Origin of the sequence: Homoserinibacter gongjuensis, from assembly GCF_030161875.1 — a bacterium.
In the GTDB taxonomy this organism is placed as follows: Bacteria; Actinomycetota; Actinomycetes; order Actinomycetales; family Microbacteriaceae; genus Homoserinibacter; species Homoserinibacter gongjuensis.
In genome coordinates this window covers 2,041,157-2,058,687 of sequence record NZ_BSVA01000001.1, presented here as the reverse complement: position 1 = coordinate 2,058,687, position 17,531 = coordinate 2,041,157, and the positions used below count along the sequence as shown (strand labels likewise).

Annotated in this window: 9 protein-coding genes and 3 pseudogenes; 5 read left to right on the top strand and 7 right to left on the bottom strand. The window is 71.1% G+C overall.

The window, feature by feature from the left end; genetic code table 11:
• Positions 1 to 10: 10 nt before the first annotated feature.
• Positions 11 to 1,447 carry a dihydropyrimidinase gene (gene hydA, locus QQK29_RS11120; protein WP_284300313.1) on the bottom strand — a complete coding sequence of 479 codons (1,437 nt, stop codon included), beginning with the start codon at positions 1,445 to 1,447 and terminating at the stop codon, positions 11 to 13.
• A 35-nt stretch (positions 1,448 to 1,482) separates the two neighbouring features.
• Positions 1,483 to 2,330 (bottom strand): annotated as a pseudogene (locus tag QQK29_RS11115) (nitrilase-related carbon-nitrogen hydrolase).
• A 96-nt stretch (positions 2,331 to 2,426) separates the two neighbouring features.
• Here QQK29_RS11115 and QQK29_RS11110 point away from each other — a divergent pair.
• Positions 2,427 to 3,752, top strand: coding sequence for an aminotransferase-like domain-containing protein (locus tag QQK29_RS11110; RefSeq protein WP_284300311.1), 1,326 nt, complete (start codon positions 2,427 to 2,429; stop codon positions 3,750 to 3,752).
• A gap of 173 nt (positions 3,753 to 3,925) precedes the next feature.
• Here the strand turns inward: QQK29_RS11110 and QQK29_RS11105 are convergent, their stop codons facing one another.
• Positions 3,926 to 4,219: a GIY-YIG nuclease family protein gene (locus tag QQK29_RS11105; protein ID WP_284300309.1), complete on the bottom strand. Its 294-nt coding sequence runs from the start codon at positions 4,217 to 4,219 to the stop codon at positions 3,926 to 3,928.
• Positions 4,220 to 4,545: 326 nt separating this feature from the next.
• Between QQK29_RS11105 and QQK29_RS11100 the strand changes: the two are divergent.
• From QQK29_RS11100 to QQK29_RS11080, 4 genes and pseudogenes are all read left to right on the top strand, one after another.
• Positions 4,546 to 5,519, top strand: a pseudogene (locus QQK29_RS11100) (putative F420-0 ABC transporter substrate-binding protein).
• The gene (locus QQK29_RS11090; RefSeq protein WP_284300303.1) at positions 5,516 to 6,520 is read left to right on the top strand and encodes a putative F420-0 ABC transporter permease subunit; all 1,005 of its coding nucleotides are present in this window, start codon (positions 5,516 to 5,518) and stop codon (positions 6,518 to 6,520) included. The pseudogene QQK29_RS11100 and the gene QQK29_RS11090 overlap by 4 nt, the downstream one beginning before the upstream one ends.
• A pseudogene (locus tag QQK29_RS11085) lies at positions 6,517 to 6,819 on the top strand (ATP-binding cassette domain-containing protein); the annotation flags it as partial. The gene QQK29_RS11090 and the pseudogene QQK29_RS11085, both read left to right, overlap by 4 nt.
• 64 nt (positions 6,820 to 6,883) lie before the next feature.
• On the top strand, positions 6,884 to 7,306 hold the full coding sequence (locus tag QQK29_RS11080; RefSeq protein ID WP_284300301.1) for an ATP-binding cassette domain-containing protein: 423 nt from the start codon (positions 6,884 to 6,886) through the stop codon (positions 7,304 to 7,306).
• A gap of 132 nt (positions 7,307 to 7,438) precedes the next feature.
• Here QQK29_RS11080 and QQK29_RS11070 read toward each other — a convergent pair whose 3' ends face one another.
• The 4 genes from QQK29_RS11070 to QQK29_RS11055 are packed head-to-tail and all read right to left on the bottom strand — an operon-like array spanning position 7,439 to position 17,529.
• Entirely contained in the window at positions 7,439 to 10,714 is a 3,276-nt protein-coding gene (locus QQK29_RS11070) for a beta strand repeat-containing protein (protein ID WP_488803247.1), read from the bottom strand.
• Positions 10,618 to 12,063 (bottom strand): Ig-like domain-containing protein, encoded by a 1,446-nt coding sequence (locus QQK29_RS11065; RefSeq protein ID WP_488803246.1) that lies wholly within the window; start codon positions 12,061 to 12,063, stop codon positions 10,618 to 10,620. The genes QQK29_RS11070 and QQK29_RS11065 overlap by 97 nt, the downstream gene beginning before the upstream one ends.
• A complete protein-coding gene (locus QQK29_RS11060; RefSeq protein ID WP_284300299.1) occupies positions 12,009 to 16,262 on the bottom strand; it encodes a transglutaminase TgpA family protein in 4,254 nt (1,417 codons plus the stop codon). The genes QQK29_RS11065 and QQK29_RS11060 overlap by 55 nt, the downstream gene beginning before the upstream one ends.
• Positions 16,249 to 17,529, bottom strand: a complete 1,281-nt coding sequence (locus QQK29_RS11055; protein WP_284300297.1) for a DUF58 domain-containing protein — start codon at positions 17,527 to 17,529, stop codon at positions 16,249 to 16,251. The genes QQK29_RS11060 and QQK29_RS11055 overlap by 14 nt, the downstream gene beginning before the upstream one ends.
• Positions 17,530 to 17,531: the final 2 nt, after the last annotated feature.

Sequence of the window (17,531 nt, the reverse complement as noted above, 5' to 3'; positions counted from 1 at the left end):
GGTTCCTCTCCTACTGCAGGTACTGGGTGAGGCCGCGCTTGATGTAGCGCCCGTGGCCCGTGGTGCCGAGGTACTCGCCGCCGTCGACGACGACCGTGCCGCGCGACATGACGGTGTCGACATGGCCGTCGATCTCGTAGCCCTCCCAGGCGGAGTAGTCCATGTTCATGTGGTGCGCCTTGCCCACGCCGATCGAGGTGTGACCGTTGGGGTCGTACACGACGATGTCGGCATCCGCGCCCGGCTGGATGACGCCCTTGGTGCCGTACATGCCGAACATCCGCGCGGGGGTCGTGGAGGTGATCTCGACCCAGCGCTCGAGGGTGATCTGGCCGTTCACGACGCCCTGGTACATGAGGTCCATGCGGTTCTCGACGCTGCCGATTCCGTTCGGGATCTTCGAGAAATCGCCGAGCCCCATGTCCTTCTGGCCCTTCATGCAGAAGGGGCAGTGGTCGGTCGACACCATCTGGATGTCGTTGGTGCGCAGCGCCTGCCACATGTGGTGCTGGTGCCCTTCGGCGCGCGAGCGCAGCGGCGTCGAGCACACCCACTTGGCGCCCTCGAAGTCGCCCCACTCCTCGCTCGAGGCACCCAGCTGCTCCTCGAGGGAGAGGTAGAGGTACTGCGGACAGGTCTCGCCGAACACGTTGAGGCCGCGGTCGCGGGCCGCCGCGATCTGCTCGACGGCCTGCTTGGCGCTCACGTGCACGACGTAGAGCGGCGCACCGGTGAGGTCGGAGATCATGATCGCGCGGTGGGTGGCCTCCTCCTCCGCCTGCCAGGGGCGGGTGAGCCCGTGGTAGTACGGGGTCGTGTTGCCGGCCGCGATCGCCTGCTGCACGAGCACGTCGATGATGGCGCCGTTCTCGGCGTGCATCATCATCATCGCGCCGTTCTCGGCACCCTTCTGGAACGCCCGCAGGATCTGGCCGTCATCCGAGAGGAACACGCCCTTGTAGGCCATGAAGAGCTTGAAACTCGTGACGCCTTCGGCGACCAGCTCGTCCATCGCGGTGAGGCTCGAGTCCTGCACGTCGGAGAGGATCTGGTGGAATCCGTAGTCGATCGCGCAGTTGCCCGCGGCCTTCTCGTGCCACAGGTGGTACTGGTCGAGGACGTTCTGCTCGGGGTACTGCACCACGAAGTCGACGATGCTCGTCGTGCCGCCCCAGGCCGCCGCGCGCGTGCCGGTCTCGAAGGTGTCGGATGCGTTGGTGCCGCCGAAGGGCATCTCCATGTGGGTGTGCGCGTCGATGCCGCCCGGGATGACGTACTTGCCGGATGCGTCGATCACGGTGTCGACGCTCCGCGTGAGGTCGCTCCCCAGCAGCTGCGAACCGGGCGCGAGCACGGCGACGATCTGCTCGCCGTCGACCAGCACATCCGCTTCCGAGCGCCCCGTGGACGACACGACCGTGCCGCCCGTGATGAGTGTGGTTGCCATGTGAAATCTCCGTTGATTCAGTAGCGGGCCAGGGCTCAGGGCTGCGCGATCATCGTGTAGCTGTCGGGCCGACGGTCGCGGAAGAACTGCCAGTCGTCGCGCATCTGCTGCACCATCGCCATGTCGAGATCGCGCACGAGCACCTCCTCGTGCTCCCCGAGCCGCGCTCGCCGACGAAGTTGCCGCGCGGGTCGATCACCTGGCTCGTGCCGTAGAAGTTGACGGCCTCGTCGCCGTATTCGTTGTCTTCGAGCCCGACCCGGTTGGGCTGCAGCACGAAGTACCCGTTGGCGACGGCCGCGGCCGGGCCCTCGACCTCCCACAGGCGGTTGGAGAGGCCGGGCTTGGTGGCGTTGGGGTTGAACACCATGTGCGCGTCGCGCAGGCCCAGCTCACGCCACCCTTCCGGGAAGTGGCGGTCGTAGCAGATGTAGGTGCCGACGCGGCCGACGGCCGTCTCGAACACCGGGTAGCCGAGGTTGCCGGGACGGAAGTAGAACTTCTCCCAGAACTTCTCGAGGTGCGGGATGTGGTGCTTGCGGTACTTGCCGAGGATCGTGCCGTCGGCATCCACCACCACGGTCGTGTTGTAGTACACGCCCGTGTGCTCCTCCTCGTAGATCGGGAGGATGGTCACGACGCCCAGTTCCTTGGCCACGCTCGCGAAGCGCTGCACGATCGGGCCGTCGGCGGCCTCGGCGTAGCGGTAGTACTTCTGGTCTTGCGTGATGCCGAAGTAGGGACCGTAGAAGAGCTCCTGGAAGCACATGATCTGCGCACCCTGGCCTGCGGCGTCACGCAGGAACTGCTCGTGCTTGTCGAGCATCGACTCCTTGTCGCCTGTCCAGGTCGTCTGGCTGATCGCGGCACGTACCACGGTCATGATGGCCTCCTCATGCTTGCGTTTTGTTATCCAAGGGCGTAAACATTTTGCGGACGTTGCACAATGTGACGTGACCGTAAACCTACGGGGGTTCGCATGAAATCGGTAGCCCTCGCCATCGATGAGCGCACACCGCACGGAATCGCCACCGGAATCGCACGGCTCATCACGACGGGCGACCTGGCTCCCGGGGACCGACTGCCCACCGTGCGCCAGCTCGCGGCCGACCTCGGCGTCTCCCCCGCGACCGTGAGCCACGCCTGGCAGACCCTCTCGGCGGCCGGGCTCATCATGAGCCGCGGACGCAGCGGAAGCTTCGTGCGCATCGAGCCGCGCGAGTGGCTGCCCCGCCGCTACCGGGGCATCGACGGCGGCCAGGATGCGCGCCTCGACCTCTCGCGCGGCACCCCCGACCCCGAGCTGCTGCCGTCGCTCGGCCCCGCGCTCGCCCGGGTGGGTGCGCGTGCCGATACGCAGAGCTACCAGGCCAAGCCCGACATCCCGGAGCTGCACGATCTGCTTCGCGACACCTGGCCCGCGCCCGTGGAGTCGATCACGGTGCTCAACGGCGCCCTCGACGCGATCGACCGCGCCCTCGCGGCGCTCGTGCGCTTCGGCGACCGCGTCGTGCTCGAGAACCCGACGTTCCCGCCCTTCATCGACCTGCTCGACCACTACGGACTGCAGGCGGTGGGCGTCGACCTCGATGCCGAGGGGATGCGGCCCGCGGCCTTCGCGGCCGCGCTCGGCACCGCGCCCGCGATCGTGCTGCTGCAGCCGCGCACCCACAACCCGACGGGCATCTCGATGACGGCGGCGCGCGCGGAACAGCTCGCCGGCATCCTGGACCGCAGCCGCACGGCGCAGCACACGATCGTGATCGAAGACGACCACTCGGGCGCCATCAGCTCGGCGCCGGATGTGACGCTTGCGACGTGGCTGCCGGATCGCGTGCTGCACGTGCGGAGCTTCTCGAAGTCGCACGGACCCGATCTGCGGATCGGCGCGATCGGCGGGCCGCGGCCGCTCGTCGATCGGGTGGTGGCGAGGCGACTGCTCGGGCCCGGCTGGACCTCGCGCATGATGCAGGCGATCCTGCACGAGCTGCTCACGCATCCGGAGTCGGTCGCCCAGATCGCGGCGGCGCGGGATGCGTACGCCGAACGGCAGGCGGCGCTCGCCACCGCGGTGCGCAACGCGGGCGGCTGGCTGGCCCGCGGCGACGGCATCAACGCGTGGCTGCGGGTGGCTGACGAGCGCTCCGCGACCGTGCAGTTGGCGGCGGTCGGCATCCGGGTGGCGGCGGGTACCCCGTTCCAGCTCGGCGAGGGGCAGGACCCGTATGTGCGCGTCACGGTGGGGGCGTTGCGCGACGAGGTGGAGGCCGTGGGCGCGGCGCTCGCGGTGGCGCAGACGGCGTGAGGACTCCAGGTGGCTGAGGAGCGCCGCAGGCGCATCTCGAAGCCGCCGCCGAGCGCCACAGACGACGCCGGTTTCGAGACGCGTATCGCTTCGCGATGCGCTCCTCAACCAGCTAGGTTCGTCTGCCCAGGTGGCTGAGGAGCGCCGCAGGCGCGTCTCGAAGCCGCCGCCTCTCAGGTCGTGCCGCGCGGCCGTCGACGGCTCGCCAGGCCCGGCAGCAAGTGGAAATCACCGCTGATGAGAGCCTCGCGCTTCGCGCGCCGCCAGCCCTGGATCTGCTTCTCGAGGCCGAACGCTTCGGCGACCGACTCCGTCTCATGTGCGAAGGCGAGTTCGACGGGACGTCGGCGCTTGGTGTACTCGGCGCCCTCGCCGTTCTGGTGCTGCCAGAGACGGAACTCCAGGTGGGTGGTGCTGCCCACGTAGTAGCTGTCGTCGGCGCATCGGAGGATGTAGACCCAGGCCATGTGCTGAGTGTGGCCCAGCGGCGCGGAGTGCGGCGGGGACTATCCACAGGGGACGCTGGTTTCGAGACGCGTCGGGCCTGCGGCCCGGCGCTCCTCAACCAGCTGAGTGCGACGCCGCTGCGCGGCGGCGCTCCTCAACCAGCCGGGCAGGTGGCTGAGGAGCGGTCGCGAAGCGGCCGCGTCTCGAAGCCGCCACTGCGCGACGCGAGTAGGATCGGGGAATCCGGGCTCGATCTGGCCCGGCGACGTCGTTCCCGCCATGAGGTCCGACTTCACGCAGTTGGCGAACACTGCATGCCCCTGCCCGCATACACCGGAGAACTCTCATGGCCCCGCGCTTCGCGCCCCTCCTGCTCGTGCCCGCCCTTCTGCTCAGCGGGTGCGCCGCATCCGTCGCAGCCCCGCAATCGCCCACACCCAGCGATGCCTTCCCGCTCACGATCGACAACTGCGGCGCCGAGGTGACCTTCGACGCCGCCCCGCAGCGCGTCGTCACCATCAAGTCGACCTCGACCGAGATGATGCTCGCGCTCGGCCTCGGCGATCGCATCGTCGGCACCGCCTTCCAGGACGGTCCCGTACCCGAGCAGTGGGCGGGTGCCGCCGCCGGCATCCCGAGCCTCGCTCCCAAGATGCCGAACGAGGAGTCGGTGCTCGAGGTGGAGCCCGACCTCGTCTACGCCGGCTGGGAGTCGGCGTTCAGCCCGGATGCCGCGGGCGCGCGCGATGAGCTCGCGGGCCTGGGCGTCGCGAGCTACGTGCAGCCGGCCGCCTGCCAGAGCGCGGAGCAGCCTACCAAGCTCGACTTCGACGAGGTATTCCGCGAGATCGAGGAGGCCGGTGCGATCTTCGGCGTGCCGGATGCGGCCGCCGCCGTGGTCGCCGAGCAGCGCGCCCAGCTCGACGGCATCGAGAAGGCATCCGGGTCTCCGACGGCGCTGTGGTGGTCGTCGGGCACCGACACCCCTACGTGGGTGCGGGCATCGGCGCCCCGCAGCTGCTGCTCGAGACCGCCGGGCTCGTGAACATCGCCGCGGATGTCGACTCGACCTGGTCGCCGCTCGGCTGGGAGGCGATCATCGCGGCCGACCCCGACGTGATCGTGCTCGTCGACTCCGACTGGAACTCCGCCCAGCACAAGATCGACTACCTCACCGGCAACCCGGCGACGGCGGCCATGACCGCCGTGCAGCAGCAGCGCTACATCGTCGTGCCGTTCGCGGCGAGCGAGGCGGGCGTGCGCAGCGTCGAGGCCGCCGCATCCATCGCCGCGCAGTGGAAGGAGCTGCCCGCCCGATGACGCGCATCGCCATCGCCGCGACCGCGCTCGGGGCGGCACTCGTCGCCTCGATCACGCTCGCGGTGATGGTGGGCTCTGCCGACATCGGGGCAGCGGATGTGTGGGGTTCGGTGATCGCGCACCTCACGGGCCAGCCGTCGCCGCTCGATCCCCTGCACGACGGCATCGTGTGGCAGCTGCGCCTGCCGCGCGTGCTCACGGCCGCCGCGGTGGGCGCCGGTCTCGCGCTCGTCGGCTGCGTCATGCAGGCCGTGACGCGCAACCAGCTCGCGGATCCCTACTTGCTGGGGCTCTCATCCGGCGCCTCGCTCGGCGCCGTCGCGGTGCTGCTGCTCGGGGTGGGCATCCTGCTGCCGGTCGCCGCGTTCGGCGGCGCGACGCTCGCCCTGCTCGCGACCCTCGGGCTCGCCTCGGCGTTCGGCCCCCTCACTCCCACGCGCACGGTGCTCGCGGGCGTCGCGGTGTCGGCGTTCGCAGCGGCCCTCACGAGCTTCGTGATCTTCTGGACCGTCACGGGCGACTCCTACCGCGAGATCCTCGGCTGGCTGCTGGGCTCGCTCGCGGGCGCCCGGTGGCCGGAGGCGACGATCGCGGGTGTCGCGATGCTCGTGATCGGCGTGCCGCTCGTGCTCACCGGTCGGGTGCTCGACGCGTTCGCGTTCGGCGACCGCGCAGCGGCATCGCTCGGGGTGCCCGTGACGGGCGCCCGTTGGGCGCTGCTCGGTGCGGGCGCGCTGCTCACGGGGGCGCTCGTGGCGGTCTCGGGGTCGATCGGCTTCGTCGGGCTCGTGCTGCCCCACGCCGTGCGGCTCATCATCGGCCCAGGCAACCGGGCGCTGCTGCCCCTCTCGGCCCTCGCCGGCGGCGTGTTCCTGGTGTGGGCCGACACGCTCGCGCGCGCCGCATTCGATCCACGCGAACTGCCCGTCGGCATCGTGACGGCGCTCATCGGCGCCCCCGTGTTCGCGGCGCTGCTGCTGCGCCGCCGGAGCCTGGCATGAGCGACATGCTGGCGACGGCGAACGTCGAGGCGCGCGAGTTGATGGTGCGCGTGGGCGCGCGCACGCTCGTCGATCGGGTGGCATTCGACGCACCGGTCGGCGCGTTCACCGCCATCGTCGGGCCTAACGGCGCCGGCAAATCGACCCTGTTGCGCGCGATCGCGGGCATCGAGCATCTCGCCTCGGGCATGGTGCTGCACGACGGCGTCGACCTGCTGGCGCTGCCTCGCCGAGCCCGCGCCCGCATCCTGGCCCTCGTGGAGCAGGACGCCACGACCGAGTTGCCGCTCACCGGCCGGGATGTCGTGCGACTCGGCCGCAGTCCACACGAGTCGATCTTCGGCGGCGGCGACCCCGACGCGGATGCTGCGGTCACCGAAGCCCTCGCGCGCGGGGGCGGCCCACTTCGCCGAGCGGGACGTCACCACTCTCTCGGGCGGCGAGCGCCAGCGCGTGCTGCTCGCTCGGGCGCTCGCGCAGCGGCCCCGCATCCTGTTGCTCGACGAGCCCACCAATCACCTCGACCTCGCGGCGCAGCTCGACATGGTCGCGCTCGTGCGCACCCTCACGGCCGAGGGGGTCACCGTGATCGCGGCGGTGCACGACCTGAGCCTCGCGGCGGCCCACGCGGATGCGGTCGTCGTGCTCGCGGAGGGTCGTGTCGCCGCTCACGGGCCGACGCAGCCGACGCTCACGCCCGCCCTCATCCGCGAGGTGTTCGGAGTGCGCGCCGAGTGGACGCGCAACCCGCTCAGCGGCGGGCCGCTGCTCGCCACCGACGCCTGAGGCCCGCCCGCGAGGACGCAGCCCGAGAACGCCGCCGGGAACGCCGCCGGGAACGCCGCCCAGCGACGCGTCTCGGAAGGGGGATCCGAGACACGTCGCTGCGCGGCGCTCCCGCACGCGCAGCCCGCGGGCTCAGCCCATCCGCCGCCGAGTGCGCGCCGCGAACGCGAAGGCGAGCCCGGCGAGCAGCACCAGCAGGCCGCCCAGGGTCCACACGCGCGCGTCGACGCCGGTGTTCGGCAGCTGGGGCACGACGGAGATCGTGACCGTTCCCGTCACCTCGGTGCCGAACGCATCGACGAGCGTGTAGGTGAAGGAGTCCGGGCCCACGTAGCCCGTGGCGGGCGTGTAGTGGTAGGTGCCGTCGGCGTCGACCACGACGGTGCCGTGACTCGGCGGCGTGTAGCGCGCCACGGCGAGCCCGGTGCCGCGGGCCGCGGCGAGCAGGCGCCCGGTGACCGAGTCGACCGCCTCATCGACCCGTGTGCGGACCTCGTCGTCGGGTGCGCTCGGGCGCACGAGCACCGTCACGGTCGCGGTGGCCACGCCGCCCGCACCCGTGATCGTGTAGGTGAAGGTGTCCTGGCCCGAGAACCCGGGCTCGGGCGTGTAGCTGACCGTGCCGTCGACCGCGACGACGACGGTGCCGTGCGCCCCATCCGTGCCGCTCGTCACGACGAGGGCGACGCCGAGGTCGTCATCGAGCAGCTCGGTCGGCGTGAGCACGATCACCTCATCGACATCGCCCTCGGCCGTGTCGTCGACCGCGACCGGGGTCACGGTCATCGTCACCGTCTGGGTGTAGCTCGTGAGGCCGTCGGTCGCGGTGTAGTCGAAGCTCGTCACGCCCGAGTAGCCGGCCGGCGGCGTGTAGCTGTACGACCCGTCGGCGTTGAGTGCGACGGAACCCTCGCCCGGCTGGGTGTGCGAGGTGACCGCGAGGGCGGTCCCCGCGTCGTTGCCGAGCACCCCGCTCGCGGCGACGGTGAGCACCGTGCCCGCCGGGGTGGTGGCCACATCGTCGCCTCCCACCGGCGCGACCGTGATCACGAGCGTCGCGGTCGTGGTCTGCCCGCTCGCGTCGCGCACGGTGTACACGACCGAGTCGGTTCCCGAGAATCCGTTGTCGGGCGTGTAGTCGTAGGAGCCGTCGGATGCGATGACGATCGTGCCGTGCGCCGCCGCCGTGTGGGTGGTCACGGTGAGCGCGGTGCCGAGGTCGTCGGGCAGCACACCGTTCGCGGCGTCGCGGGTGATGGCCGTGTCGACCGTGGTTTGGTCGCTGTCATCCACCGCGACGGGGGTGACGTCGATGCTGAGCGCGGCGGTCGTGAGCTGGCCGTGCGCGTCCTGCACGGTGTACGTCGAGGCGACGGGGCCCGAGAAGCCGGCCGCCGGCGTGTAGACATAGGAGCCGTCGAGTGCGATCGTCAGGGTTCCGGACGCCGGCGCCGTGAAGCCCGTCACCGTCAGGCCCGTGCCGCGGTCATCCGACAGCACCCCGGATGCCGCATCACGCGACACGGTCACCCCGGCCGAGGTGGTGTCCGCGTCGTCGACCGCAAGCGGCGTCACCGTGATCGTGAGCGTCGCCATGGTGGTCTGTGCCGAGGAGTCGCGGACGGTGTAGGTCGACGTGACCGTTCCCGAGAAGCCCGGGGTCGGTGTGTAGTCGTATCCGCCGTCGGCCGCGATGGTCAGGGTGCCGGATGCCGGAGCGGCGTGGCCGGTCACCACGAGCCCCGAGCCGAGGTCGTCGGCGAGCACGCCGGCCGCCGCGTCACGCGAGAGCGGCGTGCCCGCGGGCGTCGCATCCGCGTCGTCGACCGCGACCGGGGTCACGGTGATCGTGAGGGTCGCGGTGGTGGTCTGCGCCGAGGTGTCGCGCACGGTGTAGGTGGAGCTCACGACGCCCGAGAAGCCCGCCGCGGGCGTGTAGCTGTACGAGCCGTCGGCGTCGATGTCGAGGGTCCCGGATGCCGGGGTGGTGAAGCCCGACACCGTGAGGCCGGTGCCCCGGTCGTCGGGCAGCACCCCGGCCGCCGCATCCCGTGAGATCGCGGTGCCGGCCGCGGTGGCATCCGTGTCGTTCACGGCGACGGGCGTCACCGTGATGGTGAGGGTCGCGGTGTCGAGCTGACCGAGCGCGTCGCGGATCGTGTAGATCGAGCTCACCGTGCCGGAGAACCCGTTGGCGGGCGTGAAGGTGTACGAGCCGTCACTCTGCATGACGAGGGTTCCGGATGCCGGGTCGCTCGAGCTCGCGACCGTGAGCCCGGTGCCGAGGTCGTCGCCGAGCACGCCGTCGCCACCCGTGCGGGTGAGGGCGGTATCGGCGGTCGTCGTGTCGGTGTCGTCGATCGCGACCGGCGTGACGGTGATCGTGAGGGTCGCGGTGGTGGTCTGGCCTGCGGTGTCTTCGACGGTGTAGGTCGAGGTCACGACACCCGAGAAGCCGGCTGCGGGCGTGTAGCTGTACGAACCGTCGGCATCGATGTCGAGAGTCCCGGATGCCGGCGCCGTGAAGTCCGACACCTCGAGCCCGGTGCCCCGGTCGTCGGGCAACACCCCGGCCGCCGCATCCCGCGAGATCGCGGTGCCTGCCGTGGTGGCGTCCGTGTCGTCCACCGCGACGGGCGTCACGCTGATCGTGAGCACGGCGGTGTCGGTCTGCCCGTCGTCGTCGGTGACCGTGTAGGTCGAGCTCACGATGCCCGAGAAGCCGCTCGCGGGCGTGTAGCTGTACGAGCCGTCGGCGGCGATCACGAGCGTGCCGGATGCGGGGTCGGTGAAGTGCGTGACCTCGAGCCCGGTGCCGCCGTCGTCGGCGAGCACACCGCCCGCGACGTCACGCGTGAGGGGCGTATCGACCGTCGTCGCGTCGCTGTCGTCGACCGCCGCGAGACCGACGGCGATCGTGAGCGTCGCGGTCGCGGTGCGGCCGCTTCCGTCGGTGATCGTGTACTCGCTGGTGACGATGCCCGAGTATCCGCTCGCAGGCACGAAGGTGTACGAGCCGTCGGGGCCGAGCGTGAGCACGCCGCGCGAGGCCGGGACGGTGTCGTAGTCGGTGACGGTGAGGCCGGTGCCGAGGTCGTTGCCGAGCACACCGGTGCCGCCGGTGCCGCCCGTCGCGGTGACGGTCTGACCGTGCGGCGTCGCCACAGCGTCATCGAGCGCGAGCGGGTCGACGCGGATGCTGAGCTCCGCTGTCGTCGTGCGGCTCGCCGCGTCGGTGACGGTGTAGGTGGAGCTCACGTCGCCCGAGAAGCCCGCCGCCGGGGTGTAGTCATACGAGCCGTCCGCGTGGATCACGAGCGTGCCCGAGACCGGGATCGTGAAGTCGGTGACGGTGAGGGCGCTGCCGAGGTCGTCGGCGAGCACGCCGGAGGCGAGATCGCGCGAGATCGCCGTGCCCGCCGTAGTCGCATCCGTGTCGTCGACCGCGACCGGCGTGACGGTGATCGTGAGGGTGGCCGTCGTGGTTCCCCTGCCGTGTCAGCGACTGTGTAGGTGCTGACGGCGTCGCCCGAGAACCCGGCGGCCGGTGTGTAGCTGTACGAGCCGTCTGCCGCGATCGTCAGCGTGCCCTGCCCCGCGGGCAGCGGCGTGTGGGTGGTCACCGTGAGGCCGGTGCCCCGGTCGTCGGGCAGCACGCCGGATGCCGCGTCACGCGAGATCGCGGTGCCGGCCGTAGTGGCATCCGTGTCGTTCACGGCGACCGGCGTCACCGTGATCGTGAGCGTTGCGGTGCCGGTGCGGCTGGCCGCATCGGTGACGACGTAGTCGACGGAGAAGGTGCCCGAGTAGCCCGCGGCCGGCGTGTAGGAGTAATCGCCGTCGGAGGCGATCGACAGAGTGCCGACGCCCGCGGGTGCCGAGCTGCTGCTCGAGATCGTGAGGCCGGTGCCGAGGTCGTTGCCGAGCAGTTCGCCGGCGGTGCGCGAAATCGCGGTACCGGCCGAGGTGCTGTCGGTGTCGTCGACGGCACGCGGGGTGACGGTGATCGTGAGCGTCGCCGTCGTGGTCTGGCCTGCCGTGTCCTGCACGGTGTAGTCCGAGGTCACCGTGCCCGAGAATCCGTTTGCGGGGACGTAACTGTACGAGCCGTCGGGCCTGAGGTCGAGCGTGCCCGAGCCGGGGTCTGTGGATGCGGTCACCGTGAGGCCGCTGCCGAGATCGTCGGCGAGCACGCCCGAGTTCGCGGCGCGGGTGAGCGTCGTGCCCGCGCTCGTGGTGTCGCTGTCGTCGACCGCGACGGGGGTGACGGTGATCGTGAGCGTCGCGGTGGCGGTATGACCGCCGCTGTCGCGGATCGTGTACGTCGTCGAGACCACGCCCGAGAAGCCGTCCGCCGGGGTGTAGGTGTAGGAGCCGTTCGTGTTCAGCACGAGCGACCCGGTGTCGCTCGGGATGCCGCTGTTGCCCGTGACGGTCAGGCCGGAACCCGCGTCGTTCGCCAAGACCCCCGTCGCCGCGCCGCGGGTCACGGCGGTCTCGGCCGTCGTCGTCGCGGTGTCGTCTGTGGCGCGCGGGCTGACCGTGATCGTGAGCACCGCGGTGTCGGTCTGGCCCGCGTCGTCGCGCACCGTGTAGCTCGAGGTGACCGTACCCGTGAAGGTGCCCGCGGGCGTGTAGGTGTAGGAGCCATCCGCGTTGATCACGAGCGTGCCGGATGCGGGGGCGGTGTTCGCCGTCACGGTCAGGTTGGTGCCGACATCGTTGACGAGCACGCCGGATGCGGCATCGCGCGTGATCGGCGTGCCGACCGCGGTGGTGTCGCTGTCGGCGACGGCATCGGGCGAGGTGGGCAGCGGCAGCACGTCGGCGGCGGCGGTCTGCACGGCGCTCGGGAAGAAGGTCCAGATGTCGAGCCCCTTGGCATCTCCCAGGGTGCCCTTGGTGGCGTCGCACCAGGCGTTCGCGTTGCTGTTCTCGGTAGTGCCGAACGTGCGGTCGCTCCCCGATGAGTCGAAACCGACGACAGGGTCGCTGAACAGCGGGTTCGGCACCTTGCCGACGAAGCTCGCGCAGAGGGATCCCCCGGGGTCCCGACATCGACGCCCGAACTCGTGGTGTAGCCGCGGTCGTCGAAGAACGCCGTCGTGCAGTTGGTGGTGTCGCTCGGCACGCCCGTGAAGGGGCAGGTGCCGCTGGGCGGGTTCTCGAGCGTGATCGTCGGGCCGCCCCAGTACGAGCTCTCGATGTCGAGCATCGGGGCGTGGTACTCGCCGCCGCGGAGGGTCGCGTGCACGGCGTAGTCGTCGCCCACCGGGAACGCCGCGCTCGAGTTGTCCTTGCCGTCCCAGTCCACGAGGTACACGCCCGCCGCAGGGACCACGCCGCGGATCGTCGCGTTCCCGGGAAGGCCGGGATCGAAGTCGACCCCGTCGCGGGAGAGCACGATCTCATAGGTTCCCGCCGTGCCGGTGTCGACCGTGAAGGTTCCGCCCTGGTTCACATAGCTCCCCGTGGCGGTCTTCTTACCGGCGTAACTCACCGAGTTGAGCACCGGGTTGGTCGGTGTCACCGGAACGCCGAGCGCCGTGAGGGTCTCGGGGGCGAGGGGCTCGAGCGACAACGGGTACTCGGGCAACGCGAGCCGAGTGCCGCCCTCCAGCTGGCTGAGGCTCTGCGGAGCACTCGCCTTCGAGACGACATCGCGGTTCAGCGGCGTGCCATCGGCATCCAGAAAGCCCACGCGGTTGCCGTAGTACGCGAAGCCGTTGCCATCGAGGCCCCGGGTGTTGACGCGATAGCGGAACCCGTCGGTCGTGTTGAGGAACATCGTCGCGACGACGGGGCGCGGGTTGGCCGCGGTGAACAGGGCGAACGAGTAGGTGTAGACCCGGCCCGTGCGGTTCACCGTCGAGGTGTCGTCCGGGCGCACCGTGATGTCCCAGGCGAGGATGGCGCTCGAGTTCGTGGGCTTGTCGAAGGTGCCTGCGGGCGCGATGGCCGGGTTGACCGTGCCGTCTCCCGTGGCGCCCGCTCCGGCCGAGCCGTAGAACGCGACGCGGTGGATGCCCGTGGTCTGCACCGTGTAATAGCACGGCACGTAGCCCGCGGCGTTTCCGCCGCCGCTGATCGCGCGCGGCCCGGCGAGCTCCTTGGCGCGCGTGTCGAGCACGCCCAGAGTAGTGTTGCCGCTGTTCTGCCGTTGCGTGGTGCACCGGTAGCTGGGCGTGGGGAGGCTCGCATTGGGCAGCGTGTTGACCTCGGTCTCGGAGATGAGCCCCGGATTCCAGACGACGGCATCCGCACTGCCCACGCCGATCGATGACGAGCCGAGCAGGATCCGCTCCCCCGCCACCGCGTAGACCGAGAACAGGGTGCGCCGCTTGATGTTGGTCTGCCCGGCGCCTGTCGGCCCGTAGACATCGCTCCGCCACTCGATGGCGGCACGACAGGGAGTCGTGATGTCCGAGGCGCACGTCGCGCCCCCGTCTCGAAGAGCAGGCCGGAGCCGGACGCGGCCGCCGAGGCGGGAGCGACGGGTGCGATGGTGGCGGGCGCGACAAGCGCTGCGAGGGCGAGCGCGAGCGCGGCCGTCGCTGCGAGGGCAGGGCGGAGCATGGGTCGTACCGTTCGGGTCGGTGCGGACTCTGATCTGGACTCGATGGGTAGTCGGGCCCTCGCACAAGCTACCGATCAGAACGGTCGGTCTATCCGCACCCGCGCACCCCCAGTTGGTGGCCTGGACAGCACGTTCCACACCCCCGGATGCCTCACGCGTCGCGGTCGGGACGCCAGCGGTGCACGAGCGACGGCGGCAGCAGGAATGCGCGCAATCTCGTGCGCAGCTCCACGCTGCGCAGGATGCTGCGGCGCACCGCCGCGAGCTGCTCACCCGACAGAGGTGCGGCATCCGCTCGGCCGTAGGCCGCCACCTCGATGCGACCGCGGAAGTCGCGCAGGGCGTCGCCCGAGAGTTCCGGGGCGAGGCGCAGCGCGAAGGCGCGCGGTGTCTCGGTCTCGGATGCCGACCAGCCCACGTCACGCGCGGTGTCGCGCACCTCGTCCCAGGCGGCGGCAGCCGGATCGCGACCCTGGCGGATGCGACGCAGGCGCAGCATCCGCAGACCGGCGCGGAATCCCGCGGGCAGCAGCAGCACCACCACGATGGCCGCCACGATCGCGAGCCCGAGCAGTACGTTGGCGGCCAGCCGGCTCTCGGCCTCGGCGACATCCGGAACGCCGTCGTCGACATCCGGGCGATCCGCCGCATCGACGGTCGGGGTCGGCGCGGGCGTCGGCGAGCTCTCGTCCTGGGGAGTCGTGGGGTCGTCGACGAGGGCCGAGCCGTACCGCGGCACCGCCCCCGTCCCGGCGTCGGTTCGAACCGCAGCCAGCCGATGTCGTCGAAATACAGCTCCGGCCAGGCGTGCAGGTCGTCGGTGCTCACCTCGTAGAGGTTCGATCCGTCGTTGAACCGCCGATCGCCCGGCTGGAAACCCACGGCGACGCGCGAGGGGATGCCGAGCTCACGCGCCATGACCGCCATCGCGGAGGCGTAGTGCACGCAGTAGCCCGTCTTGCGCTCGAGGAAGATCGCGAGGGCGTCCATGCCGGTGCCGTCGAAGCCCTCGTCGACGGGGGCCTCCTCGGAGTAGCTGAAGTCCACGCCGCGCAGGTAGGTCTGCAGGGCGAGCGCCTTGTCATAGGCGCTCGCGGCCGCATCCGCCACCTGGTGCGCCGTGTCGACGACGATGGCGGGCATGTCGCCGGGCAGCGCGAGGCTGCCCTCCGGCGCGTCGGCGGGGAAAACCGTCGTCGCCGCGAGCTGCTCCGAGGTGGGGCGCGGTTCGAGGAAGGCGGCCGTGTACTGCTGACCGCGGGCACCGGTGTCGACGCTGCGCACCGTCAGCCCGTCGGGCTCCCAGAACCAGTCGCCCTCCACGCCCGTGATCGAGGTGGTGGGATACGGCGTCGGAAGCCAGTTGGTGAAGACGTCGGCGACCGTCACGTCGACCTCCGCGGCGTTGACCGCGGTGGCCTGCGTGAGCCCGGCCGGGAACGGGAACGCGTCGAGGTTGTCTCCACGCGTGTCGCCCACGATGGGTCCCCACGTGCCGCCGGTGAACCTGTCGAGGGTCGTGAGCCGCAGGTACACGGGATAGTTCGCGGATGAGGTGTAGCTGAGCGCGAGGGTCGGGTCGCCTCGGCGCAGGTCGTCGCCGAGCGTGATGAGCGGGTTGATGCCCGAACGCAGTCCCGAGGTGCGGCTCGCTGGCTGCTCCTCGACCCCCGGGATCGCATACGGCAGCAGCAGCGAGCCGAGGGCGACGGCGGCGCCCACCACCACGACGGCCCGGCGGCTGTCGCGCGGACGTCCGATGCGCAGCACGGCGAGGTAGAGCGCCGCGGTCACGAGGTACCAGAGGGCGTCGATGAGGCCCGGCTTGATCGCGAGCGGCACCGCGAGGATCGCGGCGAGCGGCAGCGCGACGAGCGCCGGCTTGCGCGCGGCGACCACGACATCCGCGAACCACGCGCACACGATCATGAGCACCGCGAGCAGCAGCACGATGCCGAGCTCGGGTGTGGCCGGAACCCGCTGCTCGACGATCGAGGTGATGCCCTGCTCGATGATCTGGCCGAAACGACCGAGGGTGCCGAGCGTCGGGATGACACCGAGGATCGCCGTGTCGGCGGCGTAGATCAGGGTGAGCAGGGCGACGCCGACGGCGGCGGAGATGATCGGCGGCCACGCGCGGCCCCGCAGCAGGCGGCGGACCGCCGCAGCGGCGAACAGCACCGCGAAGACGAAGATCGTACCGACGAGCCACCACGAGATGCCCTGCAGGGTGACGTGCAGCGAGGCCAGAGCGGCCACGAGCGCCGCCCCCACCAGGACGGTGCGCGCCCACGGCGCGTTCGCGGGGCGGGGACGACGCGGCGAACGTGCGGGGTTCTGCGCGGCCGGTGCCGGCCGGCGCGTGTCAGTGAGCACCACGGATGTATCCCGCCTCGGTCGCCGAGGAACGCCACACGTCGGCGATGTCGTCCCACGGGTTCGCGTCGACGCACAACCAGCCCGCGTCGGCGAACCGCTCGCGCGAGTCCATGCTCATGCCGATCGCGAACACCGCGCCCGACTGGCCCGGTCGGCGCTGCCGCAGCACCCAGTCGACGGCCTCGGCATCCGGCTGCGCGAGGATCGCGAAGGTCGGCCCCACGGCGTCGGCCGCAACCGCGGGCAACTCGTGGTGACGGTCGAGCAGCCGCACCGCGGCGAGGCTCGTGAGGAAGGACTCGACGCGCTGGCCGCCCTCCCAGCGCTCGCCGATCTGCTCCACCTGCGGCGTCGCCGTCTCCACGACATCCACCCGGAAGCCGGCCTCGTCCAGATGCACGGCGAGCGAGGCGAGCATGCGCACCGCCCACTCGAAGGCGTCGCTGTGCGGAGCGGGAGGCCAGTTCTCGGCATCGGGCACGGCATCCGGATATCCCGCGAGCCGGGTGTCGATCACGATGCGGGCATCGGGGTGGCTGCGGTGCTCCTCCTGCCGCACCATGAGCTCGCCGTGCCGGGCCGAGGCGCGCCAGTGCACGCGGCGCAGCGCGTCGCCCGAACGGTACTCGCGCGTCGTGAGGTCGTCGTCGTTGCCGACCGCGCGACGCTGCACGAGCTGGGCGGCGCCGTCGCCGTCGATGAGGATGGGCCCGCCGACCGGCAGCTGCGTCACCGCGGGCACCACCGTGAGGCGGTCCACATCCCCGCACGCCGAGAGCGTACGCGCCATGCCGAAGGGGTCGGAGTACTCCACCACGAGCGGACCGATCGGAAACAGCCCGCGCCGGTGCGGGTGCAGCTCGTAGTGCAGCACGGCGGTGCGGGCCTTCGCCGAGCCGATGCGGATGGGGTCGAGCTCGTGGGCCTCCTGCCGCTCGCGCCACGGGATGGCGTCGTTCCAGCGCAGCGTCGGCGTCGTGACCGAGCCCGCGTTGTAGACCCGCAGGGTCACCTGCGCCGACGAGCCCGCCGCCACCACGGGCGGCGAGAACAGCCGGATGACGTCGAGTTTCGGCCGCCGGAGTCGCGTGATGAGCAGGCCGCCGAGCGACAGCAGCAGGGCGAGACACGCCACCACGAGCAGCTCACGACGCCCCAGGGTGTAGGCGAGCACGAAGACGATGACCCCGGCGACGAGCGTCGCCCATCCGCGCACCGTCAACCGCAGGCTGCGTGAGCGGCGGAGCGACGAGGTCGGCTCGGACATGG